The sequence below is a fragment of the Methylobacterium fujisawaense genome, assembly GCF_014138435.1.
GTDB lineage: Bacteria > Pseudomonadota > Alphaproteobacteria > Rhizobiales > Beijerinckiaceae > Methylobacterium > Methylobacterium fujisawaense.
On sequence record NZ_JACJIM010000005.1, the window covers coordinates 155109 to 180913 of the forward strand.

At 69.0% G+C, this 25805-nt stretch carries 29 protein-coding genes and 1 tRNA gene; 21 read left to right on the forward strand and 9 right to left on the reverse strand.

Going from position 1 to position 25805, the window contains the following annotated elements; all coding sequences use genetic code 11:
* Window positions 1-301 precede the first annotated feature (301 nt).
* Complete coding sequence (locus GGQ91_RS16565; RefSeq protein WP_182592606.1) at window positions 302-1204, reverse strand: N-formylglutamate amidohydrolase; 903 nt, start codon at window positions 1202-1204, stop codon at window positions 302-304.
* A 206-nt stretch (window positions 1205-1410) separates the two neighbouring features.
* Between GGQ91_RS16565 and cpdR the strand changes: the two genes are divergently transcribed.
* The 4 genes from cpdR to GGQ91_RS16585 all read left to right on the forward strand — a co-directional run bounded on the left by cpdR (window position 1411) and on the right by GGQ91_RS16585 (window position 3484).
* The gene (gene cpdR / locus GGQ91_RS16570; RefSeq protein WP_003603128.1) at window positions 1411-1767 is read left to right on the forward strand and encodes a cell cycle two-component system response regulator CpdR; all 357 of its coding nucleotides are present in this window, start codon (window positions 1411-1413) and stop codon (window positions 1765-1767) included.
* Window positions 1768-1885: 118 nt separating this feature from the next.
* A complete protein-coding gene (gene grxC / locus GGQ91_RS16575) occupies window positions 1886-2155 on the forward strand; it encodes a glutaredoxin 3 (protein ID WP_043353813.1) in 270 nt (89 codons plus the stop codon).
* Window positions 2148-3029, forward strand: a complete 882-nt coding sequence (locus GGQ91_RS16580; protein ID WP_182592445.1) for a carbon-nitrogen hydrolase family protein — start codon at window positions 2148-2150, stop codon at window positions 3027-3029. The genes grxC and GGQ91_RS16580 overlap by 8 nt, the downstream gene beginning before the upstream one ends.
* Window positions 3026-3484, forward strand: a complete 459-nt coding sequence (locus tag GGQ91_RS16585; protein ID WP_075381486.1) for a DUF1178 family protein — start codon at window positions 3026-3028, stop codon at window positions 3482-3484. The genes GGQ91_RS16580 and GGQ91_RS16585 overlap by 4 nt, the downstream gene beginning before the upstream one ends.
* Before the next feature lie 25 nt (window positions 3485-3509).
* On the opposite strand, the gene GGQ91_RS16590 is transcribed toward GGQ91_RS16585, so the two are convergent.
* Window positions 3510-3998 (reverse strand): disulfide bond formation protein B, encoded by a 489-nt coding sequence (locus GGQ91_RS16590; RefSeq protein WP_075381487.1) that lies wholly within the window; start codon window positions 3996-3998, stop codon window positions 3510-3512.
* A gap of 2 nt (window positions 3999-4000) precedes the next feature.
* Window positions 4001-4582 (reverse strand): YqaA family protein, encoded by a 582-nt coding sequence (locus tag GGQ91_RS16595; RefSeq protein WP_043353820.1) that lies wholly within the window; start codon window positions 4580-4582, stop codon window positions 4001-4003.
* Between the two features lie 126 nt (window positions 4583-4708).
* Here GGQ91_RS16595 and GGQ91_RS16600 point away from each other — a divergent pair.
* From GGQ91_RS16600 to GGQ91_RS16620, 5 genes are all read left to right on the forward strand, one after another.
* Window positions 4709-4793 (forward strand) — tRNA-Leu (locus tag GGQ91_RS16600).
* Window positions 4794-4968: 175 nt separating this feature from the next.
* A complete protein-coding gene (locus tag GGQ91_RS16605) occupies window positions 4969-5910 on the forward strand; it encodes an NAD(P)/FAD-dependent oxidoreductase (RefSeq protein ID WP_246410734.1) in 942 nt (313 codons plus the stop codon).
* Window positions 5907-6827, forward strand: a complete 921-nt coding sequence (locus GGQ91_RS16610) for an arginase family protein (protein WP_182592446.1) — start codon at window positions 5907-5909, stop codon at window positions 6825-6827. Before GGQ91_RS16605 ends, GGQ91_RS16610 begins: the two co-directional genes overlap by 4 nt.
* A gap of 147 nt (window positions 6828-6974) precedes the next feature.
* The gene (locus GGQ91_RS16615; protein ID WP_164706330.1) at window positions 6975-7148 is read left to right on the forward strand and encodes a hypothetical protein; all 174 of its coding nucleotides are present in this window, start codon (window positions 6975-6977) and stop codon (window positions 7146-7148) included.
* Window positions 7149-7293: 145 nt separating this feature from the next.
* Window positions 7294-7536, forward strand: a complete 243-nt coding sequence (locus tag GGQ91_RS16620) for a hypothetical protein (RefSeq protein ID WP_043380408.1) — start codon at window positions 7294-7296, stop codon at window positions 7534-7536.
* 15 nt (window positions 7537-7551) lie between these two features.
* Here GGQ91_RS16620 and GGQ91_RS16625 read toward each other — a convergent pair whose 3' ends face one another.
* The 3 genes from GGQ91_RS16625 to GGQ91_RS16635 all read right to left on the reverse strand — a co-directional run bounded on the left by GGQ91_RS16625 (window position 7552) and on the right by GGQ91_RS16635 (window position 10313).
* The gene (locus tag GGQ91_RS16625; RefSeq protein ID WP_182592447.1) at window positions 7552-8718 is read right to left on the reverse strand and encodes an alanine racemase; all 1167 of its coding nucleotides are present in this window, start codon (window positions 8716-8718) and stop codon (window positions 7552-7554) included.
* A gap of 84 nt (window positions 8719-8802) precedes the next feature.
* Window positions 8803-9438, reverse strand: coding sequence for a 2-dehydro-3-deoxy-6-phosphogalactonate aldolase (locus GGQ91_RS16630; RefSeq protein WP_182592448.1), 636 nt, complete (start codon window positions 9436-9438; stop codon window positions 8803-8805).
* Window positions 9435-10313: a 2-dehydro-3-deoxygalactonokinase gene (locus GGQ91_RS16635; protein WP_182592449.1), complete on the reverse strand. Its 879-nt coding sequence runs from the start codon at window positions 10311-10313 to the stop codon at window positions 9435-9437. The genes GGQ91_RS16630 and GGQ91_RS16635 overlap by 4 nt, the downstream gene beginning before the upstream one ends.
* Window positions 10314-10524: 211 nt before the next feature.
* On the opposite strand from GGQ91_RS16635, the gene GGQ91_RS16640 reads away from it, so the two are divergent.
* The 8 genes from GGQ91_RS16640 (at window position 10525) to GGQ91_RS16675 (ending at window position 18788) form a co-directional block, all read left to right on the forward strand.
* Window positions 10525-11283, forward strand: coding sequence for an ABC transporter ATP-binding protein (locus GGQ91_RS16640; protein ID WP_043348639.1), 759 nt, complete (start codon window positions 10525-10527; stop codon window positions 11281-11283).
* Window positions 11276-12016 carry an ABC transporter ATP-binding protein gene (locus tag GGQ91_RS16645; RefSeq protein WP_043380399.1) on the forward strand — a complete coding sequence of 247 codons (741 nt, stop codon included), beginning with the start codon at window positions 11276-11278 and terminating at the stop codon, window positions 12014-12016. Before GGQ91_RS16640 ends, GGQ91_RS16645 begins: the two co-directional genes overlap by 8 nt.
* A 95-nt stretch (window positions 12017-12111) precedes the next feature.
* Window positions 12112-13329 carry an ABC transporter substrate-binding protein gene (locus tag GGQ91_RS16650; RefSeq protein ID WP_043348643.1) on the forward strand — a complete coding sequence of 406 codons (1218 nt, stop codon included), beginning with the start codon at window positions 12112-12114 and terminating at the stop codon, window positions 13327-13329.
* A 28-nt stretch (window positions 13330-13357) separates the two neighbouring features.
* Window positions 13358-14245 carry a branched-chain amino acid ABC transporter permease gene (locus tag GGQ91_RS16655; protein ID WP_043380394.1) on the forward strand — a complete coding sequence of 296 codons (888 nt, stop codon included), beginning with the start codon at window positions 13358-13360 and terminating at the stop codon, window positions 14243-14245.
* Between the two features lie 23 nt (window positions 14246-14268).
* Entirely contained in the window at window positions 14269-15255 is a 987-nt protein-coding gene (locus GGQ91_RS16660; RefSeq protein ID WP_043380392.1) for a branched-chain amino acid ABC transporter permease, read from the forward strand.
* Between the two features lie 186 nt (window positions 15256-15441).
* On the forward strand, window positions 15442-15795 hold the full coding sequence (locus tag GGQ91_RS16665) for a hypothetical protein (protein WP_043348654.1): 354 nt from the start codon (window positions 15442-15444) through the stop codon (window positions 15793-15795).
* Window positions 15796-15858: 63 nt separating this feature from the next.
* Window positions 15859-17805: a DNA mismatch repair endonuclease MutL gene (gene mutL / locus GGQ91_RS16670; RefSeq protein WP_182592608.1), complete on the forward strand. Its 1947-nt coding sequence runs from the start codon at window positions 15859-15861 to the stop codon at window positions 17803-17805.
* A gap of 215 nt (window positions 17806-18020) precedes the next feature.
* Window positions 18021-18788, forward strand: coding sequence for an SDR family NAD(P)-dependent oxidoreductase (locus GGQ91_RS16675; RefSeq protein ID WP_182592450.1), 768 nt, complete (start codon window positions 18021-18023; stop codon window positions 18786-18788).
* 48 nt (window positions 18789-18836) lie between these two features.
* Here the strand turns inward: GGQ91_RS16675 and GGQ91_RS16680 are convergent, their stop codons facing one another.
* Window positions 18837-20489 carry an AMP-binding protein gene (locus GGQ91_RS16680; protein ID WP_182592451.1) on the reverse strand — a complete coding sequence of 551 codons (1653 nt, stop codon included), beginning with the start codon at window positions 20487-20489 and terminating at the stop codon, window positions 18837-18839.
* A gap of 225 nt (window positions 20490-20714) precedes the next feature.
* Between GGQ91_RS16680 and GGQ91_RS16685 the strand changes: the two genes are divergently transcribed.
* The 4 genes from GGQ91_RS16685 to GGQ91_RS16700 all read left to right on the forward strand — a co-directional run bounded on the left by GGQ91_RS16685 (window position 20715) and on the right by GGQ91_RS16700 (window position 23462).
* Entirely contained in the window at window positions 20715-21254 is a 540-nt protein-coding gene (locus GGQ91_RS16685) for a phasin family protein (RefSeq protein ID WP_179697850.1), read from the forward strand.
* A complete protein-coding gene (locus GGQ91_RS16690; RefSeq protein WP_182592452.1) occupies window positions 21251-22189 on the forward strand; it encodes an alpha/beta fold hydrolase in 939 nt (312 codons plus the stop codon). Before GGQ91_RS16685 ends, GGQ91_RS16690 begins: the two co-directional genes overlap by 4 nt.
* 399 nt (window positions 22190-22588) lie before the next feature.
* The gene (locus GGQ91_RS16695; protein ID WP_043754937.1) at window positions 22589-23029 is read left to right on the forward strand and encodes a helix-turn-helix domain-containing protein; all 441 of its coding nucleotides are present in this window, start codon (window positions 22589-22591) and stop codon (window positions 23027-23029) included.
* A gap of 58 nt (window positions 23030-23087) precedes the next feature.
* Window positions 23088-23462, forward strand: a complete 375-nt coding sequence (locus GGQ91_RS16700; protein WP_075381492.1) for a cupin domain-containing protein — start codon at window positions 23088-23090, stop codon at window positions 23460-23462.
* Between the two features lie 6 nt (window positions 23463-23468).
* Here the strand turns inward: GGQ91_RS16700 and rsmD are convergent, their stop codons facing one another.
* Together rsmD and GGQ91_RS16710 are read right to left on the reverse strand one after the other, a co-directional pair.
* Window positions 23469-24026: a 16S rRNA (guanine(966)-N(2))-methyltransferase RsmD gene (gene rsmD, locus GGQ91_RS16705; protein WP_075381493.1), complete on the reverse strand. Its 558-nt coding sequence runs from the start codon at window positions 24024-24026 to the stop codon at window positions 23469-23471.
* Window positions 24023-25798: a pseudouridine synthase gene (locus GGQ91_RS16710; RefSeq protein WP_182592453.1), complete on the reverse strand. Its 1776-nt coding sequence runs from the start codon at window positions 25796-25798 to the stop codon at window positions 24023-24025. Before GGQ91_RS16710 ends, rsmD begins: the two co-directional genes overlap by 4 nt.
* Window positions 25799-25805: the final 7 nt, after the last annotated feature.

A 25805-nucleotide genomic window follows, 5' to 3' on the forward strand; every position in this document is an offset into this window, starting at 1 on the left:
TCCAGGCCCCGACCGGCGAACGCGGTGAACGGGGCCGATCGCTCACCCGGAGACCGCGTGGGCCTCTTGCGTCCGTCGCACGCGGCTCAGGTATGCGCGCAGAGCAGCGGGATCCGACGATTTGCCCTTGCTTCTTGTGCGGCGCACTTTAATTTGTGCGTTGCGGGATCGCGATGGCGTCGCGGCCCTGCTGCCCTTCTTGGGCGTTTCCTCCCTAGACTTCGGGCCGCTCCTTCGGGAGTGGCCTTTTTTCTGTCTGGTCCTCCCGCGCCCGTCTCCGCCGAACGTCCCGGCGCGATCGCTATTCCGCGGCGATTTGGCGCGGAACAACCTCCGCGAGATCTTGGGCGACCTCGACGATCACGGCGCGCAAGGCTCCGACCAGGGCCGGAAAGCCCGGCGTCGTCGCGAGGCTGACCTCGTTCATGTAGAGGCCGCGGTTGACCTCGATCTGGAGCGCGTGGCGATCCAGGTTCGGCTCGCCATAATGCTCCGTGATGAACCCGCCCGCGTAGGGCTTGTTGCGCACCACGCGAAAACCCCGAGCCCGGAACGCGGCCTCGAACCCGTCGATCAGCGCGGGCGCGCAAGCCGTGCCATACCGGTCACCCAGCACCACGTCGGCCTTCATCTCCGGGTCGCGGCCCAGGCTCGATGAGGGCATCGAGTGGCAGTCGATGAGCATGCAGCAACCATGCGCGCGCGCCGTGCGCTGGATGAGGCTGCGCAACGCGCGGTGATAGGGCTTGTACAGGCCCTCGATCCGGGCGGTCGCCTCGGCCACGGGCAGTCGTCGGGCGTAGATTTCCTGACCGTCTGCGACGACGCGCGGGACCGTCCCGAGGCCGCCGGCCACGCGCATCGACCGGGTGTTGGCGAAGGGCGGCAGGCGCCCGTCGAACATGCGGGGGTCGAGCTCGTACGGCTCGCGGTTCACGTCGAGGAAGGCGCGGGGGAAGTTGGCCCGCAGCAGCGGCGCGCCCAGTTCGACGACGGGCGCGAACAGGCGCTCGACATAGGCGTCCTCGGAGCGACGCAGCGCCAGGGCGTCGAGCCGCGAGGCTGCGATGAAGTCTGGGGGGTAGACGGCTCCAGAATGACCGGTATTGAAGACGAAGGGCAGGGTGTGCGCCGCGGGCTCGTCGACCGCAAAGGCCGGGGCAAATCCGAAGGCGTCTGGCTGTACCGGTTCGGATGCAGTCATCGGTTGGTGGACACCCCGGCGGTTGAACGAGGACGGCAGGTGCTCACTGTGGTGCGCGATCGACCGCCTGTCCACTCCGTGCCGGCGACTGGGGCAGTCGCCCGTGAGACACGCGGCTCCCGCTGCGCGCTCCATCCTAACACCTTGTTTACCATCGCCTCCCTTTATGGGATCAACTTCTCGACTCGAAGGCTCGGATCCGGCCGATGAAAATCCTGCTGGCGGAAGACGACAACGACATGCGCCGGTTTCTGGCCAAGGCGCTGCAGAATGCGGGCTATGATGTCCTGTCCTTCGACAACGGCCTCTCGGCCTACAACCGGCTGCGCGAGGAGCCGTTCGAGCTGCTGCTGACCGATATCGTGATGCCCGAGATGGACGGTATCGAACTGGCCCGCCGGGCCACCGAGCTCGATCCCGATATCAAGGTCATGTTCATCACCGGCTTCGCAGCCGTGGCCCTCAACCCGGATTCCAAGGCTCCGAAGGACGCGAAGGTCCTGTCGAAGCCCTTCCACTTGCGCGATCTCGTGAACGAGGTCGAAAAACTGCTGGCTGCCTGAGCCGGCCGCGGAGCCACCGGCATGGCGCGACCGAGTTTGCCTGTGGCGACACGGGCATAGGCAAGTCGCGTCCCGCACTCCTATATGGCGGGAGTTCACGGTCGGGACGACGTTCGCGATGCAGCCGGTCACAATCTACACCACGGGCTGGTGTCCCTACTGCTCGGCGGCCAAAAGCCTGCTGAAGGAGAAGGGCGTGGCCTTCCAGGAGATCGACGTCGAACGCGCGCAGGGGGCTCGAACCGCGATGGTCGAGCGCGCGGGCGGCCGTACGAGCGTGCCTCAGATCTTCATCGGTGCCACGCATGTCGGCGGCTGCGACGACCTGTACGCCCTCGATCGGGCGGGCAAGCTCGACCCGCTGCTCAAGGACACGGCCGATGCCTGAGGCCCGCTTCACGGCCGCCTGCGTGCAGATGCGGTCGGGGCGCGATCCCGCGGCGAACCGCGACGCGGCCGTGGCGGGTGTGCGCGAAGCGGCGTCCCGGGGCGCGGCCTACGTGCAGACTCCCGAGATGACATCCCTGGTGGAGCGGAGCCGCGAGCGCCTGTTCGCCCACGTCACCGCCGAGGAGCAGGACCAGACCCTGGCGGCCCTCCGCGAGACCGCGCGCCAGACCGGCACGGTCGTTCAGATCGGCTCGATCGCAGTCCGGTCCGGCGACAAGATCGCCAACCGGGCCTACCTGATCGGCGCCGATGGCGCGATCCTGGCGTCCTACGACAAGCTGCACCTCTTCGATGTCGACCTGCCGAGCGGCGAGCGGTGGCGGGAATCCGCCACGTATTCCGGAGGTGCCTGCGCGGTCCTCGCCGAGACGCCGTGGGCCACCCTCGGCCTGACGATCTGCTACGACATCCGTTTTCCCGCCCTGTACCGCGCCCTCGCCGAAGCGGGCGCGGACGTGCTGACGGCACCCGCCTGCTTCACCCGTCAGACCGGGGAGGCCCATTGGCACGTCCTGCAGCGGGCCCGCGCCATCGAGACCGGCGCCTTCGTGATCTCGGCGGCGCAGGGCGGCCTGCACGAGGACGGGCGGGAAACCTACGGCCATTCGCTGATCGTCGATCCCTGGGGCCGGGTGCTGGCCGATGCCGGCGGGGTCGAACCCGGGATCATTCTGGCGGAGATCGACCTCGCGCAGGTCGCCGAGGCCCGGGCCCGCATCCCTTCGTTGCAGCACGGCCGGCCCTTCACCATCGAGCGCGTCTCTTCCCAGGCTCAAGCGGCGCATCAGGCAGCACAGCAAGCGACAGAATGATCCGCTACAGTCTCGTCTGCGAGGCCGGACACGGCTTCGAGAGCTGGTTCCCGTCCTCCGACTCCTACGACACGCAGGTCGAACGCGGGCTCGTGACGTGCCCGGTCTGTGACAGCGCCAAGGTCAGCAAGGCCCTGATGGTGCCGAGCGTCGCCCGCACGGATCGGGCGCGTGCACCCGCGCTGCCCGCGAAGGCGGAGGCGGAAGCGCCGGTGACCATGGTCGCCGAGCCGGAGCGTCAGTTGCGGGCGATGCTGCGCGCGCTCCGGGAGCACGTGGTGGCCAATGCCGAGCACGTCGGCGCGCGCTTTCCCGAAGAGGCGCGCAGGATCCATTACGGGGAGACCGAGGGCCGTTCGATCTATGGCGAGGCGACCCCCGCGGAGGCGCGCGCGCTGATCGACGAGGGCATTGAGGTGGCGGCGATCCCGGTCCTGCCGGACGACCGGAACTGAGCGGATACCAGACCCGCCCCGAGCCTCAGGGCCGCAGGGCGGCGGTCCCCGCGAACGACGCCAGCACAGCCGAGACAAGGGCACTCCAGCCGGCGAGCGAGATCCCGAACAGCCGGAGCGCCGCCACCGAGCAATCGACGACCTTCGTGGTCTGGAGCGCGTTGAGGAAGTCGCCGACTTGGCCCGGATTCGTCCCGGTGCCGCCCCCGCAATCGGCCGGCCCCGGCCAGAAGCCCCATTCCGCGCCGGCGTGGTAGACCCCGATGCCGGCGCCGTAGAGGAGGCCGAGGGCGGCCAGCCCGAGGGCGATCCGTGCCAGGCGCTCCGGCAGGAACAGGGCCAGAAGGCCCAGGGGGATCGCGGCGTAATAGGGCAGCCGCTCTGTCAGGCAGAGCTTGCACGGCGCGTAGCCGTATCCGTACTGCAGAACGAGCGCGGCTCCGACGGTGAGGGCGGAAGCGATTGCCAGCCAGAGGCCAGCGGTCTTGAGGCGCAGGGCGGCCGCCGTATTCATCGCTACAGGATCACCTTGAAGAGCAGGAAGCCGAGGACGATGACGGCGACGGAGATCGCCGCAACCGCGTTGAGGTGCCGGTCGAGCACGGCCCGAATCTGGACGCCGTAGCGTCCAAGCAATCCGGCCAGGATGAAGAAGCGGGCGCCGCGGGTCACGATCGACAGAACCGTGAACCAGAACAGGCTGTAATGGGCGAAGCCCGAGGTGATCGTGACGAGCTTGTAGGGGATCGGCGTGAGTCCCTTCAGCAGGATCACCCAGTGGCCGTAGCGCGCGTAGGAATCCTGGAAGGTCGCGGCCGAGTTCTGCAATCCGTAGAGACGGATGAGCCATTCCCCGAGGGAATCGAACAGGAGGGCCCCGATCGCGTAGCCCACGAGTCCGCCGATGACCGAGGCGACGGTGGTGATCGTGGCGTAGAGCCAGACCCGGTCCGGTCGGGCGACCGCCATGGGCACCAGCATCGCGTCCGGCGGAACCGGGAAGAAGGAGCTTTCGGCGAAGGCCACAGCGCCGAGCGCATAGGGCGCGGACGGCCTGTCGCTGAGGGCCAGGATCCACGCGTACAGCCGGCGGAGCATGCAAGGTCCCGAAGTGAGCGATCGGTCGCCCTTTGAGCATAGGCGTCCCGCCTTGGCCAGATCGGCGCCCACCGCAAAAACAACACTTGGCCGGACCCGCCGACCTATGCGAAGAGCCCTCCGTACGCGGGTATGGCGGAACTGGTAGACGCGGGCGACTCAAAATCGCCAGCCGCAAGGCGTGGGGGTTCGATTCCCTCTACCCGCACCATGGCCATCCGGCGATCGTGCGGCCTATCCCGTCCGGCGGCTCCATGAGGAGCGACCCGATGTCCGCGCGGATCCTGTCGACGCGCGAAGTTCGGTCGCCCTGATCTCCTGATCGCTGCCCCCTATCTGTGCTGCAACGCGGCCGGCTTGGCCGTCCTGCGGAGCGGAGTAGGCACTTGAACGAGCGTGGGATCGTCGCGGTTCTCGGCGCGGGCATGGCCGGCGCAGCTGCGGCACGCCACCTTGCCGAGGCGGGCCTGCGGGTGCGGGTGTTCGACAAGGGGCGCGGCGTCGGCGGTCGGATGGCAACCCGGCGCGTCGGTGATCTCCAGTTCGACCATGGCGCTCAATTCATGCGCGCACGCGGTACCGCCTTCGCGGGTCAGATCGATCGGTGGGCGCGAAGCGGCATCGTTGCGCCCTGGGCCGGTTCCGAACGGTCTGTCGGCGTGCCGAGCATGGTCGAGCCCGTGCGCGACCTGCTGTCGGGTCTTCCGGTTCAGAGCGCCACGACCATCCTGCGTCTTCACCGAGATGGGGCACACTGGCGGCTGGAGGACGCGTCCGGCGCCGTTCACGGGCCGTTCGACGCGGTGGCGATCACCGTCCCGGCGCCGCAGGTCATGACGCTGCTCGCGGCATCCGGCGTCATCCTCCCGGACATCGCCCACGCTTCATACGCACCCTGCTGGTCCTTCATGATCGCGGCGGACACGTCCCCGCCGGAGGACCTGATCGAACCGGGGGCCGGTCCGATCGGCCTGATCGCGTACGATTCGTCGAAGCCCGGGCGGCCCCCCGGGATCCGGCTCACGGTCCACGCGACCCCGGATTGGTCGCGCCGGCATCTCGAAGCGCCGCGTGAGACGATCGTCGCCGAACTTGTCCGCGCCACCCGGGACTGCCTCGGCTCCGAACTTCGACCGTCCCACATGGAAGCCCATCGCTGGCGCTACGCGCAGGTCGAGAACGCCGTGCAGGTGCCCTGCCTGTACGATCCGGCATGCCGACTCGGGGCGGCCGGGGATTGGTGCCTGGGGGCCCGGATCGAGGCGGCCTACGACAGCGGGCTGGCGCTCGCCGACGCTATCCTGAACGATCTCGGGCACCCTGCGTGACTCCCCCGATCGCCTTCCACCCGGCCTATGAGGCGTCCCTCCCGGTCGGCCATCGGTTTCCGATGCGCAAGTACGGCCTGCTCGCGGAGAAGCTGATCGCGAAGGGGCTGGCTCCGCTCGGTTTCGTCACGCCGGAGCCGGCCGGGGCGGACATCCTGATCCGCGCTCACGATGCCGCCTATGTGGATGCGGTGCTGGCCTGCGATGTCGGTCCTGAAATCGAGCGGGCCATCGGGCTACCGGTCGATGCGGCCCTCGTCCGGCGCTCGCGCGCATCGGTGGGCGGCACCCTTCTGGCCGCGCGCCTCGCCCTGGCGGAAGGTCTGGCGGGCAGCGCCGCTGGCGGCAGCCATCACGCGCGGCGCCAGCAGGGTGCTGGCTTCTGCGTGCTGAACGACGTCGCCGTAGCGGCGCGGACGCTCCAGGCCGAGGGGCTGGTCCGGCGCGTCCTCGTGGTCGATCTCGACGTGCATCAGGGCGACGGCACCGCCGATTGTCTCGCCCGAAGCCCTGAGCTTTTCACCTTCTCGATCCATTGCGAAAACAATTATCCAGCCCAGAAGATCGCCGGCGACCTCGATATCGGCCTGCCGGACAGGCTCGACGACGCCGGCTACCTCGCTGTTCTGCGTGCCCGTCTGCCGCCGCTGCTCGACGCATTCGCGCCGGACCTCGTCTTCTATAATGCCGGCGTCGATCCGCATCGCGACGACCGCCTCGGCCGGCTCTGCCTCACCGATGATGGCCTTTTCGCCCGCGACCGCTTCGTCGTGGCCGAGGCTCGCGCGCGCGGGATCGCGCTCGCTGCGGTAATCGGCGGCGGATACACCCACGATGTCGAAGCCCTCGCGTGGCGCCACGCGCTGGTCTTCGAAGCCCTAGCCGCCGAGGCGGCCGCTCGGCCGACGTCGAAGTGAGACCTGATTGCATCACGGTACCGTCGATCTGCAGGTCTCGGTCGAGCAGGAAAGGTTTTGGGAACGGCCACCGTCGAGGATCCGGAGTGCGCGGATGATCGACGCGGATCCGCCGCTTGCATTCGGTGACATCGGAAGGGTTCGGCCATGCTCGCGCGGGTCTGGGACGTGGTGAAGGCGACGCTGGCGGTGTCGGCCCTGATCGCCGCCGCCCTCGTCTCGGCGGACAAGGTCGACCGGCGAAAAACGCAACCGGTCGTCGGCGCCGCACTGATCGAGCCTGCCACCACTGGAACGATTACGCGGCAGGAGCGTCCTTGAGCCTGCGCTCTGCGTAGTCTTGAGCGGCGCCCCTGCGTCAGATTGAAACAAGCGTGACGGGATATCTCGGTCGGCGTCGACGTTCTCGCCCGATGCCGAGGCTTGGCCGCACGCCGACCCGACCCGTTCAGGAGAACCCACCGCGATGAAGTCCGCCCCCCTCGCACTGTTCGTCGTCCTCCTCGGCACGGCTTCGGCGTTCGCGGAAACGGGGGCCGAGCGGGCCGCCTGCACGCCGGACGTGATGCGCCTCTGCGCCTCTCAGATTCCCAATGCGGGCGCTATCACCCTCTGCCTGCGGGAGAATCGGGTGGCGTTGAGTTCCGCCTGCCGGACGGTCGTCGACCGTTCCGACCGGTCGAAAGGGAACATCGCAAATCGCCGCTAGGCGCGGCGCCGCGCCTCACCAGCCGTTGATGCGCGGCCAGACCTCTCCGGAGAGGCGGCCATCGGCCACGACGTGATAGCGGTCGTGCTGAGCACCCGTGGCGCAGGCATGGTTCGGGAGAATCCGCAGGCGCGCGCCGACCGGAAGGTCGGGCATCCCGGCGGCAGCGCCCTTCCGCACCGCGACGATCCCGTGCTCCTGGTTGGCGTCCCGCACGATCAGGTCCGGATAGGGGCGCCCGGCGATGTCGCAGGCCAAGCCGTAACCCTGATCGACCGCCTGCCGCGCGGTGCCACGATCACGCGACAGTGCCATCCATCCCGCGTCGGTGATGATCCAGCCCTTGTCCCGCTGATGCCCGATCACCGTCGCGAGAACGGTGAGGGCGATGTCGTCGATCGTGCAGGAGCCGACGCCCGCCTGGAACAAGTCGCCGATCATGAACACGCCGGCGCGCACCTCCGTGACGCCCGCGAGGGTCTCCGCATACCGGGCGGTGGGCGTCGATCCGACGCTCACGACAGGGCAGGGGAGGCCGGCGCCGCGCAGGATCTCGGCCGCCGCGACGGCGGCCACGCGCTCGGCCTCGGCCGCCCGACGAAGGGCGGCGGGATCGCTCAGCCCATAGCTGTCGCCGGCATGGAGCAGCACGCCGCGCAGGCTCGCGCCGTCCGCGACCGCGCGGCCGATGGCGACGAGCGCTTCGGCATCCCGCGGCCCGACCCCGGAGCGATGTCCATCGGCATCCACCTCGATCAGCACCGGCAGGGCATCGCCACTGCGCCGGCTCCAGGCCGCCACAGCCTCGGCCTGGGCTGCCGAATCCAGGACGATCGCCAGATCCGCCCCCCAGCGCTGTCGGATGGCTCCGACCCGATCGAGCTTCTGCGGTGCGATGCCGACGGCGTAGATCACGTCGCGCACGCCGCCTTCGGCGAAATACTCGGCCTCCCGGAGCGTCGAGACCGTCGCGGGCCCAGCGGGACCGGCCATCGCCCGGCGCGCGACCTCGAGGGATTTGGCCGTCTTGAGATGCGGGCGCAGGGTGACGCCCAACCCGTCGAGATGCCTGCGCATCCTGTCGACATTCGCCTGCAGGATGTCGGCGTCCAGGAGGAGGCACGGTGTCTCCAGCCCGTCGAAACCGCCGCCACCGGGCGATACCGCAGTGTCACCGATCATCTACCGCTCCCGACCTATCCGACGCGAGAGGCTGATAGGCGAGCCTCGGCGCCGGTCCAAGCCGTCGGGACCCCGTACGTGTCTTCAGGCAGATCGCTGCAATGCCGCCACGTAGGCCGCAGCATCGCGCGCCACGTCGTCCGCCCCCTTGCCGGGGCGGTAGAGATTGGAGCCGAGGCCGAAACCATCGGCTCCCGCCTGTCGCCAGCCCGCGATCGTCTCGGGCAGGATTCCGCCGACGGCCAGGACCCGGGTGACCGGCGGCAGAACCGCGCGATGCGCCTTGAGCGCCAGAGGCGTCGCGACGTCCGCCGGGAACAGCTTGAGCGCGGTGGCGCCGGCCGCCAGGGCCGCGAAGGCCTCCGTGGGTGTCTGATAGCCCGGGAGGGAAACGAGACCGGCCGCGACGGTCGCGCCGATGACCGCCGGATCGGCGTTCGGCGACACGACGAGGCCTCCGCCGGCGGCCGCGACGTCGGCGACCTGCGATCGGCTGAGAACGGTGCCGGCGCCGACGAGCGCCCGTCCGGCGAGGCGCTCAGCGAGCACCGCGATGCTCCGCAACGGGTCCGGCGAGTTGAGCGGCACCTCGATGAGGGTGAACCCGGCCCCGACCAGGGCCTCCCCGATCGCCGGCGCCTCGTCCGGCGTGAGTCCCCGTAAAATCGCCACGAGCGGGCAGCCCGCGAAGGCCGCCTCGAACCGGTCGTGGATGGTCATGTCCGCAGACTCCAGATGGCGTGGATACCGGACGTGGTGGAACCGTCCGGCACGATCACCGCAGTCCCGCCCGCTTGCGCGATGGCGGCGGCGTACAGCGCGGCCAGGGGACCGCCGCCGAGCAGATGGACCGGACGGCCCTGGAGGTCGTCCCGGGTGCCGACATCGGCGCCGATCAGGATGCCGCTGGCGTAGGAGGCCGCGTCATCGGGGGCGAGGCGGTCGAGCAGCAGTCCCGAGCGGACCTCGAACAGGGTCGCGGCGAGGTTTCTGGAGGCGAGGCCCCGTCCGACGCCCGCGCGGAAGGCGGCTCCGTTCCCGACCTCACCGGCGAGCATCCCCGCCAGGATGCCCTGTGCGCGAAGCAGGGCGAAGATCTCTCCGGTCATCACGGTGGTAAAATCCGTGATCGCACCATCGACGGTCTCGATCCACTTGTTGTGTGTGCCCGGCTGACAGAACAAGGCCGTCGGCGGCGCTGAATCCGCTTCGATCGCACCGAAGACCTGAACCTCCTCTCCCCGCATCACATCGGGACGCTGTCCGTCACGCAGGGCTACGCCGGGGACGATCTGCACGTCGGGCGCGGGTTCGACGCAGGCTTTCGCCAGGGCCGCGAGGGTTGCCGGCGCGGCGATGTAGGGCGCCGACAGCCAGCCCCGGTTGGATCCGACCATGCCGACCGCGATGACCGGGTGAGGCCCCAGCCGCGCGCGCAGATCCGCGATCTCCGCGGGGTAGTCGCCGGGCGCCAGGGAGAGGATCCCGCGTCCGTCCTGCAGGCTGTCGAGCACCGCTCCCGAGCCCGACACGGCGAAGGCCCGACGGTTCGTGGTGCCCCAGTCGACGGCGATGTAGGCCGCGCGACCGTCCATGCCGTGTCTCCCCAGAATAGCGCCACCGTAATTTGTCTGAGTTAATTGGAGGGCGGCGCGTGGTCAAGTTCGGTCGAGCGACCGTCGCGACACGGTCGGCGACAGATATCACTGACGGGGGATTGTCGCGTGGTCCCCGGCGATTGCGATGGACTGTACCGTCACGGATCGGCGATATGGCGGCAAGAAATCAAACCCGGGAGGGACACGCTTGGCACGGGATGTAATCCTGGCGACCGATGGCCTGACGATGGAATTCCGTGGATTCCGGGCCGTCAACGGCGTGGCGTTGCAGGTGGAGCGCGGCACGATTCACGCGCTCATCGGGCCGAACGGCGCCGGCAAGACCACCTGCTTCAATCTGCTCACCAAGTTCCTGATCCCGACTTCGGGGACGATCCGCTACAAGGATCGCGACATCACCGGCCTCAAGGCGGCGGATGTCGCCCGGCTGGGGCTCGTCCGCTCGTTCCAGATTTCGGCGGTCTTCCCGCATCTCACCGTGATGGAGAATGTCCGCATCGCCCTGCAACGGCGGCGGCGCGGCGATTCCTTCGATTTCTGGCGGCCCGAGCGGGTCCTGCGTGCGCTGAACGGCGAGGCGCTCGAACTGGTCGACGCGGTCGGACTGTCGGAGTTCGCCGACGTGCTGGCGGTCGAGCTGTCCTATGGCCGCAAGCGCGCGCTGGAGATCGCAACCACGCTCGCTCTCGATCCCGAGATGCTGCTCCTCGACGAGCCGATGGCCGGCATGGGCCACGAGGACGTGGACCGGACCGCCGCGCTCATTCGGCGCGTCTCGAAGGACCGGACGATCCTGATGGTCGAGCACAACCTGTCGGTGGTCGCTTCCCTTTCGGACCGGATCACCGTGCTGGCCCGCGGCCAGGTGCTGGCCGAGGGGGACTACGCCACGGTCTCGAAGGATCCGCGTGTGGTCGAAGCGTATATCGGGGCGGGACATGCGTGAGGCGGCTCTCAAGACACCTCCGGCGGCCGCGACCGGCGCGCTCCTCACCGTCCGCGGATTGGAAGGCTGGTACGGCGAGAGCCACGTGCTCCACGGGATCGACATCGACGTCCGGACCGGTGAAGTCATCACGCTGCTCGGGCGCAACGGCGCCGGAAAGACCACGACGCTGAGGGCCATCATCGGCATCCTCGGCAAGCGCGCCGGCTCGATCGTCTACGACGGTGTCGAGACCATCCGCATGGCGTCCCGGAACATCGCCCGCCTCGGAATCGGCTACGTCCCGGAGGAGCGGGGCATCTTCGCGAGCCTCACGGTCCACGAGAACCTGATGCTGCCGCCGCGGGTGAAGCCGGGGGGCATGTCGGTGGACGAGATCCATCAGCTCTTCCCGAACCTGAAGGAGCGCGCCGGCAGCCAGGGCACCAAGCTCTCCGGCGGCGAGCAGCAGATGCTGGCGATCGGACGCATCCTGCGCACCGGTGCCAAGCTGATCCTCCTCGACGAACCGACGGAGGGACTGGCGCCGGTCATCGTCCAGCAGATCGGCCGGACCATCCAGCAATTGAAGGCGAAAGGCTACACCATCGTTCTGGTGGAGCAGAACTTCCGCTTCGCCCAGACCCTGGCGGACCGGCATTTCGTGATCGAGCAGGGGCGGGTGGTCGATATGATCCCCAATGCCGAGCTTGACGCCAATATCGACAAGCTCCACGCCTATCTCGGCGTCTGAAGCCCGTTCGCAAAAACCGTAGAAGCGCCAACAATCGGCGCCCCGATACTCGGCTGGCGGAGATCCGCTGCGCCGTTACAAGGATGGAAACGAAAATGTTCGGACGTATCGCCCGGCCCGCGACCCTCGCCGCCCTCGCCGGCGCCCTGATGATGGGCACCGCTGCTGCGCAGACGAACGTGAAGATTGGCATCCTGGGCGATCGATCGGGCGCCTATTCCGACATCAGCGGCGAGGGCTCGGTCGTGGCCGCGAAGCTCGCCGTCGAAGACTTCAAGCCGGACGCTCACGGCCTGAAGGTCGAGATCGTCTCGGCCGATCACCAGAACAAGCCGGATGTCGGGGCGGCCATCGCCCGGCAATGGTATGACCGCGACAACGTCGACATGATCACCGACGGGGTGACCTCCTCGGTGGCGCTGGCCATCAGCCAGGTCACCAAGGAGAAGAACAAGGTCTTCATCGACACCGGCGCCGGCACCGCCGACCTCACCGGCCCGCAATGCACGCCGAACACCATCCATTGGGTCTACGACACGGTGGCGCTGGCCAACGGCACCGGCGGCGCCATGGTGAAGCGCGGCGGCAATACGTGGTTCTTCCTCACGGCCGATTACGTTTTCGGACAGACGCTTCAGCGCGACACCAGCGCGGTGATCACCAAGAACGGCGGCAAGGTCGTCGGCTCGGTGAAGACGCCGTTCCCGACCTCGGACTTCTCGTCCTTCCTGCTTCAGGCGCAGGGCTCGGGCGCCAAGGTCATCGGCCTGGCCAATGCCGGAACCGACACGATCAACGCGATCAAGCAGGCGGGCGAATTCGGCATCACCGAGGGCGGGCAGGCGCTGGCCGGCCTTCTGGTCTTCTCCTCCGACGTGCATTCGCTGGGCACCAAGGTCGCCCAGGGTCTCGTGCTCACCGAGCCGTTCTACTGGGACCTGAACGATCAAACACGCGCCTTCTCGGACCGCTTCGCCAAGCAGATGAAGGGTGGCTCGAAGCCCACCGCCAACCATGCCGGCGTCTACTCGGACGTGCTCCATTACCTGAAGGCGGTGGCCGAGCTGAAATCCACCACCGACGGCGCCGCCACGGTCGCCAAGATGAAGGCGATGCCGACCGACGATCCGCTGTTCGGCAAGGGCGTGATCCGCGCGGACGGCCGCAAGATCCACGACATGTACCTGTTCGAGGTCAAGAAGCCCGCCGAGTCGAAGGGCGAGTGGGATCTTTACAAGAAGCTCGAGACGATCCCGGGCGATCAGGTCTTCCGGCCGCTCAACGAGGGCAATTGCCCCCTCGTGAAGGGTTGACGGTGGGATCGGGGCGCGGAGAACGGCCATGACCACGATCTTCGGAGTGCCGACGCAGGCCCTGTTCGGGCAATTGCTGCTCGGCCTGATCAACGGCTCGTTCTACGCGATCCTGTCGCTGGGGCTCGCCATCATCTTCGGGCTCCTGAACATCATCAACTTCGCCCACGGCGCGCTCTACATGATGGGCGCGTTCGTGGCCTGGATGCTGCTCACCTATGTGGGCCTGGGCTACTGGTGGGCGCTGGGTCTCGCGCCCCTCGTGGTGGGCGCCTTCGGCATCGTGCTGGAGCGGGTGCTCATCGCCCGGCTCTACAAGCTCGACCACCTCTACGGACTTCTGCTGACCTTCGGCTTGGCGCTGATCATCCAGGGCCTGTTCCGCAACCAGTACGGCGTCTCGGGGCTGCCCTACGCGATCCCGGCGGAGCTCTCCGGCGGCCAGCGCCTGCCCTTCATGTTCCTGCCGAACTACCGGGCCTGGGTGGTGGTCGCGTCGCTGACCGTCTGCATCGCCACCTGGCTCGTCATCGAGAAGACCAAGCTCGGCGCTTATCTCCGGGCCGCCACCGAGAATCCGACGCTCGTCCAGGCCTTCGGGGTGAACGTGCCGCTGTTCCTGACACTGACCTACGGGTTCGGCGTCGCGCTCGCAGGCTTCGCCGGGGTGCTCGCCGCGCCGATCTACTCGGTGAACCCCAACATGGGCGCCGACATCATCATCGTGGTCTTCGCCGTGGTGGTGATCGGCGGCATGGGCTCGATCATCGGGTCGGTGATCACGGGCTTCGCCCTGGGCCTCGTCGAGGGGCTGACCAAGGTGTTCTATCCGGAGGCGTCGGCCACCGTGATCTTCGTGATCATGGTGCTGGTGCTGCTCGTCAAACCCGCCGGCCTGTTCGGGCGCACGGCCTGACCGCGAACTGAGGCTCGACACCCATGGCCGACACCGCCGCCCTCGAGGCCGCCCCGATTGCCGCCGCGCTCCCGACGAGCCGGGACGACAAGGCGCTCCATCGCCTGATCTTCATCGGCATCGCGCTGCTGCTGATCGTAGCGCCGCTCGTCCTGTACCCCGTCTATCTGATGAAGGTGCTGTGCTTCGCGCTGTTCGCGCTCGCCTTCAACCTGCTGCTCGGCTACGGCGGCCTGCTATCCTTCGGTCATGCCGCCTATTTCGGCATGGCGAGCTACCTCTGCGCCTACACGGCCAAGCAGCTCGGCTTCACGCCGGAACTGGCGATCCTCAGCGGCACGGTGACGGCGGCCCTGCTGGGTCTGATCTTCGGCGCCTTGGCGATCCGCCGGCAGGGCATCTACTTCTCGATGATCACCCTGGCGCTCGCCCAGATGGTGTTCTTCTTCTCCCTGCAGGCGAAGTTCACCGGCGGCGAGGACGGCATCCAGGCGGTGCCCCGCGGCAACCTGTTCGGCGCGATCAGCCTCGCGGACGACCGGGCGATGTACGCCGTCGTCGCCGTAATCTTCATGGCGGGGATGCTGCTGATCTACCGGATCATCCACTCGCCCTTCGGGCAGGTGCTGAAGGCGATCCGCGACAACGAACCCAGGGCGATCTCCCTCGGCTACAGGGCGAGCCAGTACAAGCTCGCGGTCTTCGTCCTCTCCGCGACCCTTGCCGGACTCGCGGGCTCCACCAAGGCGATCGTCTTCCAGCTCGCCTCGCTCACCGACGTGCACTGGTCGATGTCCGGCGAGGTCGTGCTGATGACGCTCGTGGGCGGCATGGGCACGGTCTTCGGACCGATCGTGGGGGCCTTGGTGATCGTCACCATGGAGACCTACCTCGCGCAGTTCGGGGCCTGGGTGACGATCATCCAGGGCTGTGTGTTCGTGCTCTGCGTGCTGCTGTTCCGGGAGGGCATCATCGGGCTGATCGCCCGGGTTGTCCGCCGGCCGTTGTAGCGCCCGCACCGTCACCGGAGACGGACTGACTAGCGTTCCGAAGATGCGGGCGCATGGCGTCGGGCTGCATCACGGCGAGCCGAAGATGAGCGGCTTCGCAGGCGGTCTGCGTTTCCGACGTCGCGCGGTGAGCATTCGTTAACCAAGACCGCCCACGCTGACGGCTTGACGCTGCCAGGGGGCGCTATGACTCAGGACCGGACGCTCAGCATCGACGATCCCGCCCTCGAGTGCCCGGTGGCACCGGACGTCGTCGGTCGCCTGATCAAGGCCGATCCTGAGGGCGCGGTCTTTCTCCTCGAGGGCATCCCGGAGGCGACCCGGGCGCGGCTCGCGGTCTGGCTCTACGGCCGCAGTCACACCCATGCGATCGGCGTTCGCGTTGCGTCGACCTGCGACGGTGCCACCCTGCGGCGGACGGCAGGCGTCGTCGGCAACGCATTGTTCGACCTGTCGCGCCGGCCCCAGGTGGCGACAAGCCAGGGGACGCGCAGCGGCGGCGGCCGGATTTCTCTGGGCGGATCGCTGCGCCGCGCCTGATTCCCAGTCCGCACTGCGCAGCGTGATTGGATCACCGCGGCGCAGGGACTATTCTCTGTGGCGATGTCCACCGCCCTGACCGCGCCGTCCGTCCGTCGCCTCGACCCCGTGCTCGTCGATCGCATCGCGGCCGGCGAAGTCGTTGAGCGTCCGGCCTCTGCCGTGAAGGAGCTGGTCGAGAATGCCATCGATGCCGGGGCCCGTGCCATCGAGGTCACCATCGAGGCCGGGGGACGGCGGCTGATCCGGGTCGTCGATGACGGCCGTGGCATGACGCCGGACGATCTTGACCTCGCGGTGGAGCGGCACGCCACTTCAAAGCTTCCAGGCGGCGACCTCACGGCGATCGCCACCCTCGGGTTCCGCGGCGAAGCGCTGCCGTCGATCGGCGCGGTGTCGCGGCTCGCCATCGTCACCCGGACCCCGGATGCCGAGGCCGGGGCCAGCCTGACGGTCGAGGCGGGGCTGAAGGGTCAGGTCCGTCCGGCACCGGCGCAGCGTGGGACCCGGATCGAAGTGACCGAGTTGTTCGCCGCGACACCGGCACGGCTCAAGTTTCTGAAATCGGACCGGGCGGAGAACACCGCCGTCGCCGAAACGCTGCGCCGGCTCGCCGCGACGCAGCCCGGGATCCGCTTCACCCTTCGCGCCGATGCCGGGCAGCCCCTGGTCCTGCCCGCGGAGACCGGACCCGAGGCGGCGCTGCGCCGGCTCGCCGCTGTTCTGGGGCCGGACTTTTTCGCCAATGCGCTGCCGGTCTCCCTGGTCCGGGAGGGCTTTGCCGTGACCGGCCATGTCGGCCTGCCGACCTATCATCGCGGCGCGGCGACCCATATCCATCTTGCCGTCAACGGGCGCCCCGTGCGCGACCGGCTCCTGCTGGGCGCGATCCGCGGCGCCTACGCCGACACCCTGGCCTCCGACCGCCATCCGGTGCTCGGCCTTTCCATCGCGTGCGACCCGGACCGCGTCGACGTCAACGTCCACCCGGCCAAGACCGAGGTGCGCTTCCGCGAGCCGGGCCTCGTGCGGGCGCTGATCGTGAGCGCGATCCACGACGCCCTGCGCCGCGGCGGCGCCCGTTCGGCCACCACCGGCGCCGCGCGGACTCTCGACGCCCTGCGCCCCGCCGGTCCGCCGCTCGCGACCCATAGCGGCGCTGCCGCCCCGAGCCTGTTCCGACCGACGCGACCGGGCCTGTTTCCGGTGGGCACGCCGTCGGTCGCGGCACCGTCAGGCTACCGTCCGCAGACCGCGTGGCGTGCGCCGCAGCCTGTGCCGGCCGCGCCGGCGGGATTCGGCGAGGCTGCGCAGGCCGTGTTCGCGGGCCCGGATCCGGCCCCGGTGTCGGCGCCGCCCCAGGCCGATATCCGCGTCGCCGACGATGCGACGGAGACGCTGGATCATCCCCTCGGCGCGGCCCGGGCACAGATCCACGAAACCTACATCCTCGCCCAGACCCGCGACGGCCTCGTCATCGTCGATCAGCACGCCGCGCACGAGCGGCTCGTCTACGAGCGGATGAAGGCCGAGCGGGAAACGGGCGGCATCGCCCGCCAGGGCTTGCTGATCCCCGATGTGGTCGAGATGAGCCCCGAGGAGGCGGACCGGCTGGTCGCCGCGGCGCCGGACCTCGAGCGGCTGGGTCTCGCCATCGAGGCCTTCGGGCCGGGGGCGGTGCTCGTGCGCGAGGTGCCGGCCGCGCTGCTCGGCGCTTCGACTCGCGACCTCGTCACCGACATCCTCGACGCCCTGGAGGCCAGCGGCGACGAGGAGGGCGGCGTCCCGGCTGCGGAGGGCGGCCCGCTCGGCCGGCGCCTCGACGCGGTCCTGTCGCGCATGAGCTGTCACGGCTCGATCCGCGCCGGGCGGCGGCTGCGACCGGAGGAGATGAACGCCCTCCTGCGCGAGATGGAAGCCACGCCCAATTCCGGGCAGTGCAACCATGGACGTCCCACCTCGATCGAGCTGAAGCTCGCCGATATCGAGCGGCTGTTTGGCCGCCGATGAGGTGACGGCTTCGCCGGTCTGGCTGGCCTACCGGGCAGGGGCGGTCCAAAAGAACGGTCGATGCCTCGGCGCGAAGACCGGGGAGCCGGCGGCCGCGGATCGCCGGTGCATGCAGGGGAGGCGCAGAGCCATGACCGATATCCTCATCACCGGCTCGTGCCGCGACGCCGAACGCAAGCGGAGCGCGGCTCCGGCCGTCGCGTCGGTGCGCTGAGATGACGGGCCCATTCGATCTCGCCGGCCGTCACGTCCTCATCACCGGTGCCTCAAGCGGCCTCGGCCGTCACTTCGCCGGAACTCTCGCCCGCGCCGGAGCCCGCCTGTCGCTGGGGGCCCGCCGGGCCGATGCCCTCGCCGAAACCGTCACCCGCGTCGCGTCCGAAGGCGGAGAGGCCCATGCCGTCGTCATGGACGTCACCGACGCCGCGAGCGTCGAGCGGGCGCTCGATGCCGCTGAATCGCGGTTCGGACCCGTGGCGGTCCTGGTGAACAATGCCGGTGTGACGGCGACGAAACCGGCCCTCGATCTCGACGAGTCCGACTGGGACACCGTGCTCGACACGAACCTCAAGGGGGTTTGGCTCGTGGCTCAGGCAACCGGGCGTCGCATGGTCCGACACGGCGCGGGCGGCAGCATCGTCAACATCGCCTCGATCCTCGGGCTGCGGGTGACCGGTGGACTGGCGCCCTACGCCGCCTCCAAGGCCGCCGTGGTGCAGCTCACCAAGAGTCTGGCACTCGAATGGGCGCGCCACGGGATTCGGGTGAACGCGCTCGCTCCGGGCTACATCAAGACCGAGCTGAACGACGCCTTCTTCGAATCCGACGCCGGCAAGGCGCTGATCAAGCGCGTTCCGCAGCGTCGGTTGGGCGAGGCGGCGGAACTCGATGGGCCGCTGCTGCTGCTCGCCTCGGATGCCGGCGCCTACATGACCGGCAGTGTCGTGGCGGTCGACGGGGGCCACCTCGTCTCCGGCCTCTAGGGGCTGCATGGTGACGTGACCCGTTCCGACGCGCCGGACGGGCGTGGCTCAGAGAGCCCGCGCCTGCTCGCGCAGGACGAACTTCTGGATCTTGCCCGTCGACGTCTTCGGCAACGGCCCGAACACGACGGTTTTCGGCACCTTGAAGCGCGCCATCCGCTCGCGACAGAAGGCGATCAACTCCTGGTCGGCGGGTTCCGTCGCGCCGGGCTTCAGCTCCAGGAAGGCGCAGGGGCTCTCGCCCCAGGTCGGGTCCGGCTTGGCCACGACGGCCGCGAGCATCACCGCGGGGTGGCGCATCAGCACCTCCTCCACTTCCAGGCTGGAGATGTTCTCGCCGCCCGAAATGATGATGTCCTTCGCCCGGTCCTTGATCTCCACCGACCCGTCCGGGTGCCAGACCGCGAGGTCGCCGGTCCGGTACCAGCCGCCTGCGAGCGCCTGCTCCGTCGCGTCCGGGTTGCCGAGATAGCCTTTCATCACCGTGTTGCCACGCAGCCGGATCTCGCCGACCGATACGCCGTCGCGCGGCACCGGCGCGTCGGTTGCCGGGTCGGCGACACTTACGGCCTCCAGGGTCGCCAGCGGCACGCCTTGACGGGCCATGCGGGCGTATCGTTCGGTTTCGGGAAGGTCGGCCCAATCCGGCTGTGCCAGGCAGACCGTCGCGGGCCCGTAGCTCTCGGTGGCCCCGTAGAGATGCGTCACCTGGAAGCCCAGATCCTCCATGGTGCGGATGATCGTCGAGGAGGGCGCCGCGCCGCCGACCGCGCAGCGCACCGTTTGCGGGAACGGCACGCGGTCGTGGGCCGGCGCGTGGGCGATCATGGACAGTACGATCGGTGCGCCGCACAGATGCGTCACCCGGTGCTCGGCGATCAGCCGGAAGATGGACGCCGGCTCGACCTTCCGGAGGCAGACCTGCGTGGCGCAAGCGGCAACGCTGGCCCAGGGATACGACCAGCCGCTGCAATGGAACATCGGCAGCGTCCAGAGATACACGCTCGCGTCGGTCAGCCCGAAGGTCACGGCGTTGCCGAGAGCCTGGAGATAGCCACCGCGATGGCTGTAGACGGCGCCTTTCGGATCTCCGGTCGTTCCCGACGTGTAGAGCAGGCAGAGCGACTGCCATTCGTCCTCTGGACCGACCCAGGCATAGTCCGGATCGCCTTCGGCGAGCAGGGAATCGTAGGGCACAGCCCCGTCGATGCCGGTCTCGCCGATCGCCACAACCAGGACGGGCTCGGCGAAATCGGCGAGCGCCCGCGCGGCCAGCGCGGCGTACTCGGCCTCGACGATGAGCGCCCGGGCTCCACCGTGCCGGAGCGAGAACGCGATCGTCGCCGGGTCCAGACGGGTGTTCAGCGGATTGAGGACCGCGCCGAGCATCGGGACGGCGAAATGCGCCTCGATCATCTCGGACACGTTCGGTGCCAGGATCGCGACGGTGTCGAGCGATCCGATGCCCCGACCGGCGAGGCCCGCGGCGAGGCGGCGGCAGCGCCCGTACAGGTCCGCATAGGTGAAGCGGCGGCTTCCGTCGATGACCGCAATCCGTGCCCCGCATGCGGCGGCGGCGCGCGCCAGCAGGCTCACCGGGGTCAGCGCGACGTAGTTGGCTGGCCGGCGGCCGAGCCCGACCTCGAACGGGTGGAGGCCGGCCTCGCGAGCCTCGGCGGGGATCGGTCCGGTCTCCATCATCGACACTTGCTGCCTTCTGATCGGGCGGTGAGCGTGGCGTGCGCTCCGTGCGACGATGATTTCCCGGCCGTCACACCTGTCAATTGCGATTGCCGTGACAGCGTGGGCCGCGCGCGGATTCTGTTACCGGGCGCGATTGACGGGAAGACAACCCTGTCGGATGCCCTATCCTTGGCCGTGCGCGGCCGAGGCCGGATGCGATCGTCCGATCTGCGGGAGACGACAGTGGGGAACGACAACCTGCCGGTGGTCTCCAAAGAGACCGGCCGCGCCATGGCCGAGAGCAGTGTCGCCCGGGCGCGCGAGGCGTATGAGCGCTTCGCCGAGGCCGGCGAGATGGCGCTGAACGCCTTCGAGGCGTCGGCGGCACAGAGTTTCGAGGGCTGGCGCGCGGTCATGGGCTCGAGCCGCGAGACCGCGCACCATCTTGCCGATCGTCATGCGGCCGGTGCCCGCACGTTGCGCGAGCAATGGGACGATGCCGGCGCGCGGCTCTACAATGCCGTTGAGGACAATGCCGTCCATACCATGGCGGCGATGCGGGAGATCAGCCACCGGATGCTCGTGGCCTCGGACACGAATGTCCGTGCGGGTCTCGATTTCGCGGACCGCCTTGCCGCGGCAGCCGATGCCCGCGAGGTCGTGGCGCTGAACATCGCGTTCCTGCAGGAGCAGGCGCGTCGGCTCACCGACCAGATGGTCGACCTCCATCAGACGGCCAGCCGCCTCGCCCGCGAGGCCGCCGCGCGCACGGAGACTCCGTGACCGCCGCCGGCGCGGCGCCGGCTTCCGGACCCGAGACGAATCCGCGGCTCGACGATCTGAGTCGCGCCGATGTGCCGTTCCGGACAGGCCATTTCCAAGCCTATGCGCCGCACGACTTCCATCGCATCGCTTACGTGGAATGGGGCGAAGCGGACAGCCCGCACGTGGTGATCTGCGTGCACGGCCTGAGCCGCCAGGGTCGCGACTTCGACGCGCTCGGCTATCGGCTGGCGAAGCTGGGCTACCGGGTCGTCTGTCCCGACCTGCCCGGGCGCGGTCTCAGCGGCTGGTTGAAGGATCCGGAACTCTACGGCCTGCCGCAATACGCCGCCGACATGGCGGCGCTCATCGCGCATCTCCGGGTTCCAGGGAAGATCGACTGGGTCGGCACCTCCCTCGGCGGCCTCACCGGAATGGTCCTGGCCGCCGCCGCACGCTCTCCGATCCGCCGGATGGTGATCAACGATATCGGCCCGTTTCTACCCTGGGCGCCCATCCGCGAGATCGGCTCGCGCCTGCGCGACGCGCCCCGGCTTCACCATAACCTGGCCTCGGGCGAGTCGCGCCTGCGCACGGTGCTGGGCGCATTCGGACCGCTCACCGACGAGCAATGGCGCCACATCGCCAAGTACAGCTTTCACCAAGTGCCGAACGGCGGCTGGCGGCCCCATTACGATCCCGGGATCGGCGACGCGTTCCGACCCGGCCGGGTTTACAGTGTCAGCATGTGGCGCGACTGGGACGTCATAACCTGTCCCGTCCTGCTCCTGCGCGGAGAGCATTCGGACTTGCTCCTCGCTTCGACCGCCGACGAGATGACCCGCAGGGGACCTCCGACACAGCGCGTCGAGATCCCCCAGTGCGGCCACGCGCCTGCATTGCTGGACGACGAGCAGTTGCGAATCGTCACCGACTGGCTCGGTCCTGCGGCGTGAACGCATCGCCGCCGAACGGCTGCGATTTCCGGGTCGAACCTCTGTGTGTCACGCCGTGTCCCCGTGGGTCGGCATTCCCGGGCCAACGTGGAGCAGGCAACCCAATAGCGCGCTGCAGTTTTCGAATGCGGGGCTCTAGTCAATTTCGATCACTTTTGTATGATCGCGGATGATCGTTTAGTTGTTCATGTCGTGGTCATTGAGAGGCCCGCCCGGGAGTCTTCCGGGCTCAAGATTTTGAAAGCGTAACCATTCGTTGCACGCGCGGCTGACCTGTGGCACTAACAGATGTCACGTCTGGATCTTCGCGGCGCAATGTTGCACCTGTCAGTTGTGATTGGCGCCCCGGATCCGGGCGAGCAAGCCTGCCAACATTTAAGAACATCCGGACTACCAACGATGGCGAACCCAACCCCCAAGCCGAAGCAGACGACAGCCATTGATCACGGGGTCGGCAGCCGCATCGCGTTCCTTCGGGCCGCTAACGGATTGAGCCAGTCGGCCCTGGCCAGTGCATTGGGTGTCAGCTTCCAGCAGGTCCAGAAGTACGAGACCGGCAAGAACCGGGTCGGAGCCGGCCGTCTGCAGGCAATCGCCGAGCGACTCGGCGTCCCGGTCTCAAGCTTCTTCGAGCCCGAGCCCGAGGCTTCGACGGAGAATGGCCCGGCGCTGCTTCGGGTGGCCGGCGCCGTCGAGATCCTGCGGGCCTACAATCAGATCGCCGACGATCAGATGCGCCGCGACGTGCTCTCGCTGGTGAAATCCGCCGCGCGGATCGGCCAGCTGCGATCGGCGGACGAAGCGGCGCCTCAGTCTCCCACCGCAACGCGCAACGCGTGAGATCGGGCCGGCGCGGCGCTCCAGCCCAGCGCCGCGTGAGATCTGCCGGGGATGAATCATGGCCGAACGACCGACGACCGTGACCAATCTGCTGGCCGATCTGCCGCTCGGCGCAGCCGATGAGGTCGTGTCGGTCTTGGTGGCCAGCCCGGGTCTCCGGGTGGAGCGCATCGTCTCGACCGGGCAAGCGAGTCCGCCGGGCTTCTACTACGATCAGCCGCACGCCGAGTGGGTCGCCGTCCTGACGGGCGCGGCCGACCTCCTGTTCGCCGACGAGTCGGCCCCGCGTCGCCTCGTCGCTGGCGATGCCGTGATGATCGCTCCGCACCGTCGGCACCGGGTCCACTGGACCGCGTCTCCCACCGTCTGGCTGGCTATCCATTTCGGCGCTGAGCTGACGGTTTCCGCAGAGGAAATGGTCGAAGCTCCCTAGAGGGGCTCAGGCGCCAAATCGAGCGATCGCCACCGCCGTGTCGCCGTAGACGCGTCGTTCCACCGATTCGAAGCCTGCGGGCCAGACCAGCTGGACGGCTGCGGCCTCCTCGACCACGACAAGAGCCCCAGGGGCGAGCCATCCGCCCGCGGCAGCGCTCTCGAGGGCGCGCGGCGCCAGATCTTTGCCGTAGGGTGGATCGCAGAAGACGAGCGAGAATGGGCCCGCCGAGGCGGCAGGTCCCAGCCGGGTCGCATCCCGACGGAACAGGCGCGTCACGCCTTCGGCCCCGAGCGCCTCGATATTGGTGCGGATCACCGCGCGGGCTTCGGCGCCCTCATCGACGAGCAACGCGTAGGCGGCACCCCGCGACAGGGCCTCGAATCCGAGAGCGCCCGTCCCGGCAAACAGGTCGAGAACCTGAGCGCCCTCGACAGCCTGCTCGTAGGCATGGGTCAGCACGTTGAACAGCGATTCCCGGAGTCGATCCGAAGTCGGCCGGATCGCTTCGGTGCGCGGCGTGGCGAGCCTGCGGCCCCGCCAAGCGCCACCGACGATCCTCATCGCGTCCCGCGTGGCGGTCGGCCACCGCCGGGCTTGGCTCCGCCGCGCGGGGCACCGGGACGACCACCCGGTCGCCCGCCGCCCTTGCCGGGCGCGCCGCCAGAGAAGCCGCCCGGCTTGCCGCCGGGACGGGATCCACCGGGACGGGATCCACCGGGACGTGCGCCTCCCGGCTTCGGGCCTCCGAAGGCCGGTTTGCCGCCACCGGCGGCGGGTTTCCGGGGCGGGAACGAACCGGCCTTTCGGGCCGCTCCGTCGGCCGGCTTGGCGTCGAATGCGCGTTCGCGCCGATCGCCAGCCTTGCCGTCGCGGCGATCCTCGAAGCGCGCATCCCCGCGCGGCCGGTCGTCTCGCCCTGTCTCCCGGCGCTTCCACTCGCCGGTGCCGCGTTCGCCGCGTGGGCCGGCATTGCGCTCCGGCCGTTCCTGTCCGGCCTTGTCGGCAAAACGGCGCCGCGGCTTCTCGACGGGCGCTGGCTCCGCAGGCGTCGCCGTCAGGCGCTCGACGACGACGCGGCGCTCGCCGGTGCGGATCGAGCCGACACGTTCGCGACCCCGCTCGGCCGCGGCGGCCTGCGCCGCACGAGGGTCCGCACCGCGGCGGGGGATGCGCGTCCCCCGCGGCTTCGTCGCGTCCTCGTCGCGCCACGCGGAGTTGCGGGGTCCGGGTCCGGTACCGCCCGTCGAGACCCGAGGCGTCGGTGCCGGACGCGCAGCATTGCGCCGGGATGGAGCTTGTTGTGCAGCCCGAGCTTCCCGGTCGGACGGTCGCGATTCGCCGAAGGGCGCGATCGGTTCCCGGACCGGGCTGTCGAAATCCACGCCCGCCTGTTCGGCGAGGCTCTTGCCGAGCTGGTCCTTCAGCACGCGCGTGCGCACCTCTTCCACCAGCCCGACCTCCAGATCGCCCAGCTGGAACGGGCCGAAGGACAGCCGGATCAGCCGGTTCACCGAGAGGCCGAGATGCTCAAGGATACGCTTGACCTCGCGGTTCTTGCCTTCGCGAAGGCCGAGCGTCAGCCAGACGTTGTCGCCCTGGACGCGGTCGAGGGTGGCCTCCACCGGGCCGTATTCCATGCCATCGATGGTCACGCCCTTGGCCAGCCTGTCGAGCTGCGCCTGATCGGTGTCGCCGTGCGCACGGACCCGGTACCGGCGCAGCCAGCCCGTGTCGGGATGCGCGATCACCTTGGCCAAGCCGCCGTCGTTGGTCAGGAGCAGGAGACCCTCGGTGTTGATGTCGAGGCGTCCCACCGCGACGACCCGCGGCAGTTCTTCGGGCAGCGCCTCGAAGACGGTCTGGCGACCCTCGGGATCGCGGGCCGTGGTCACCACCCCCCGGGGCTTGTGGAAGATCCACAGGCGGCTCCGTTCGCGCGACGGCATCGGTTCGCCGTCGATCAGGATGCGGTCGTTCTCGGTGACGTTGCGGGCGGGGGAGGTCAGCGTCTCGCCGTTGACGCTGACGCGACCAGCGAGGATCATCGCTTCAGCATCCCGCCGTGAGGCGATGCCGGCCCGTGCCATAGCCTTGGCGATACGCTCGCCGGGCGGCGTCTCGATAGCGCCCTCGTCCTCGGTCGGGGTCGCCGGCTGCGGCTGCGCAGTCTTGGCACCCGCCTTCGCCTTGGCTGTCGGCTTCCTCGGAGCTTCAGGGGCGTCCGCGGCACTGCCCGCATCGGTCGGCGGGGTCCAGCCCTGGCCCTGGTTTGACTCGGGGGCCGGGCGGGCAGCGCCCGCCTCGGGCTTATCGTCGTTCGGCAGATCGGTCATGCCTGCC

Excerpts from the sequence above, each read along its gene's own strand:
- GGQ91_RS16565 (WP_182592606.1), bottom strand. The coding sequence starts at position 1,204 with ATGACTGCATCCGAACCGGTACAGCCAGACGCCTTCGGATTTGCCCCG.
- cpdR (WP_003603128.1), top strand. The coding sequence starts at position 1,411 with ATGAAAATCCTGCTGGCGGAAGACGACAACGACATGCGCCGGTTTCTG.
- grxC (WP_043353813.1), top strand. The coding sequence starts at position 1,886 with ATGCAGCCGGTCACAATCTACACCACGGGCTGGTGTCCCTACTGCTCG.
- GGQ91_RS16580 (WP_182592445.1), top strand. The coding sequence starts at position 2,148 with ATGCCTGAGGCCCGCTTCACGGCCGCCTGCGTGCAGATGCGGTCGGGG.
- GGQ91_RS16585 (WP_075381486.1), top strand. The coding sequence starts at position 3,026 with ATGATCCGCTACAGTCTCGTCTGCGAGGCCGGACACGGCTTCGAGAGC.
- GGQ91_RS16590 (WP_075381487.1), bottom strand. The coding sequence starts at position 3,998 with ATGAATACGGCGGCCGCCCTGCGCCTCAAGACCGCTGGCCTCTGGCTG.
- GGQ91_RS16595 (WP_043353820.1), bottom strand. The coding sequence starts at position 4,582 with ATGCTCCGCCGGCTGTACGCGTGGATCCTGGCCCTCAGCGACAGGCCG.
- GGQ91_RS16615 (WP_164706330.1), top strand. The coding sequence starts at position 6,975 with ATGCTCGCGCGGGTCTGGGACGTGGTGAAGGCGACGCTGGCGGTGTCG.
- GGQ91_RS16620 (WP_043380408.1), top strand. The coding sequence starts at position 7,294 with ATGAAGTCCGCCCCCCTCGCACTGTTCGTCGTCCTCCTCGGCACGGCT.
- GGQ91_RS16625 (WP_182592447.1), bottom strand. The coding sequence starts at position 8,718 with ATGATCGGTGACACTGCGGTATCGCCCGGTGGCGGCGGTTTCGACGGG.
- GGQ91_RS16630 (WP_182592448.1), bottom strand. The coding sequence starts at position 9,438 with ATGACCATCCACGACCGGTTCGAGGCGGCCTTCGCGGGCTGCCCGCTC.
- GGQ91_RS16635 (WP_182592449.1), bottom strand. The coding sequence starts at position 10,313 with ATGGACGGTCGCGCGGCCTACATCGCCGTCGACTGGGGCACCACGAAC.
- GGQ91_RS16645 (WP_043380399.1), top strand. The coding sequence starts at position 11,276 with ATGCGTGAGGCGGCTCTCAAGACACCTCCGGCGGCCGCGACCGGCGCG.
- GGQ91_RS16650 (WP_043348643.1), top strand. The coding sequence starts at position 12,112 with ATGTTCGGACGTATCGCCCGGCCCGCGACCCTCGCCGCCCTCGCCGGC.
- GGQ91_RS16655 (WP_043380394.1), top strand. The coding sequence starts at position 13,358 with ATGACCACGATCTTCGGAGTGCCGACGCAGGCCCTGTTCGGGCAATTG.
- GGQ91_RS16660 (WP_043380392.1), top strand. The coding sequence starts at position 14,269 with ATGGCCGACACCGCCGCCCTCGAGGCCGCCCCGATTGCCGCCGCGCTC.
- GGQ91_RS16665 (WP_043348654.1), top strand. The coding sequence starts at position 15,442 with ATGACTCAGGACCGGACGCTCAGCATCGACGATCCCGCCCTCGAGTGC.
- mutL (WP_182592608.1), top strand. The coding sequence starts at position 15,859 with ATGTCCACCGCCCTGACCGCGCCGTCCGTCCGTCGCCTCGACCCCGTG.
- GGQ91_RS16675 (WP_182592450.1), top strand. The coding sequence starts at position 18,021 with ATGACGGGCCCATTCGATCTCGCCGGCCGTCACGTCCTCATCACCGGT.
- GGQ91_RS16680 (WP_182592451.1), bottom strand. The coding sequence starts at position 20,489 with ATGATGGAGACCGGACCGATCCCCGCCGAGGCTCGCGAGGCCGGCCTC.
- GGQ91_RS16695 (WP_043754937.1), top strand. The coding sequence starts at position 22,589 with ATGGCGAACCCAACCCCCAAGCCGAAGCAGACGACAGCCATTGATCAC.
- GGQ91_RS16700 (WP_075381492.1), top strand. The coding sequence starts at position 23,088 with ATGGCCGAACGACCGACGACCGTGACCAATCTGCTGGCCGATCTGCCG.
- rsmD (WP_075381493.1), bottom strand. The coding sequence starts at position 24,026 with ATGAGGATCGTCGGTGGCGCTTGGCGGGGCCGCAGGCTCGCCACGCCG.
- GGQ91_RS16710 (WP_182592453.1), bottom strand. The coding sequence starts at position 25,798 with ATGACCGATCTGCCGAACGACGATAAGCCCGAGGCGGGCGCTGCCCGC.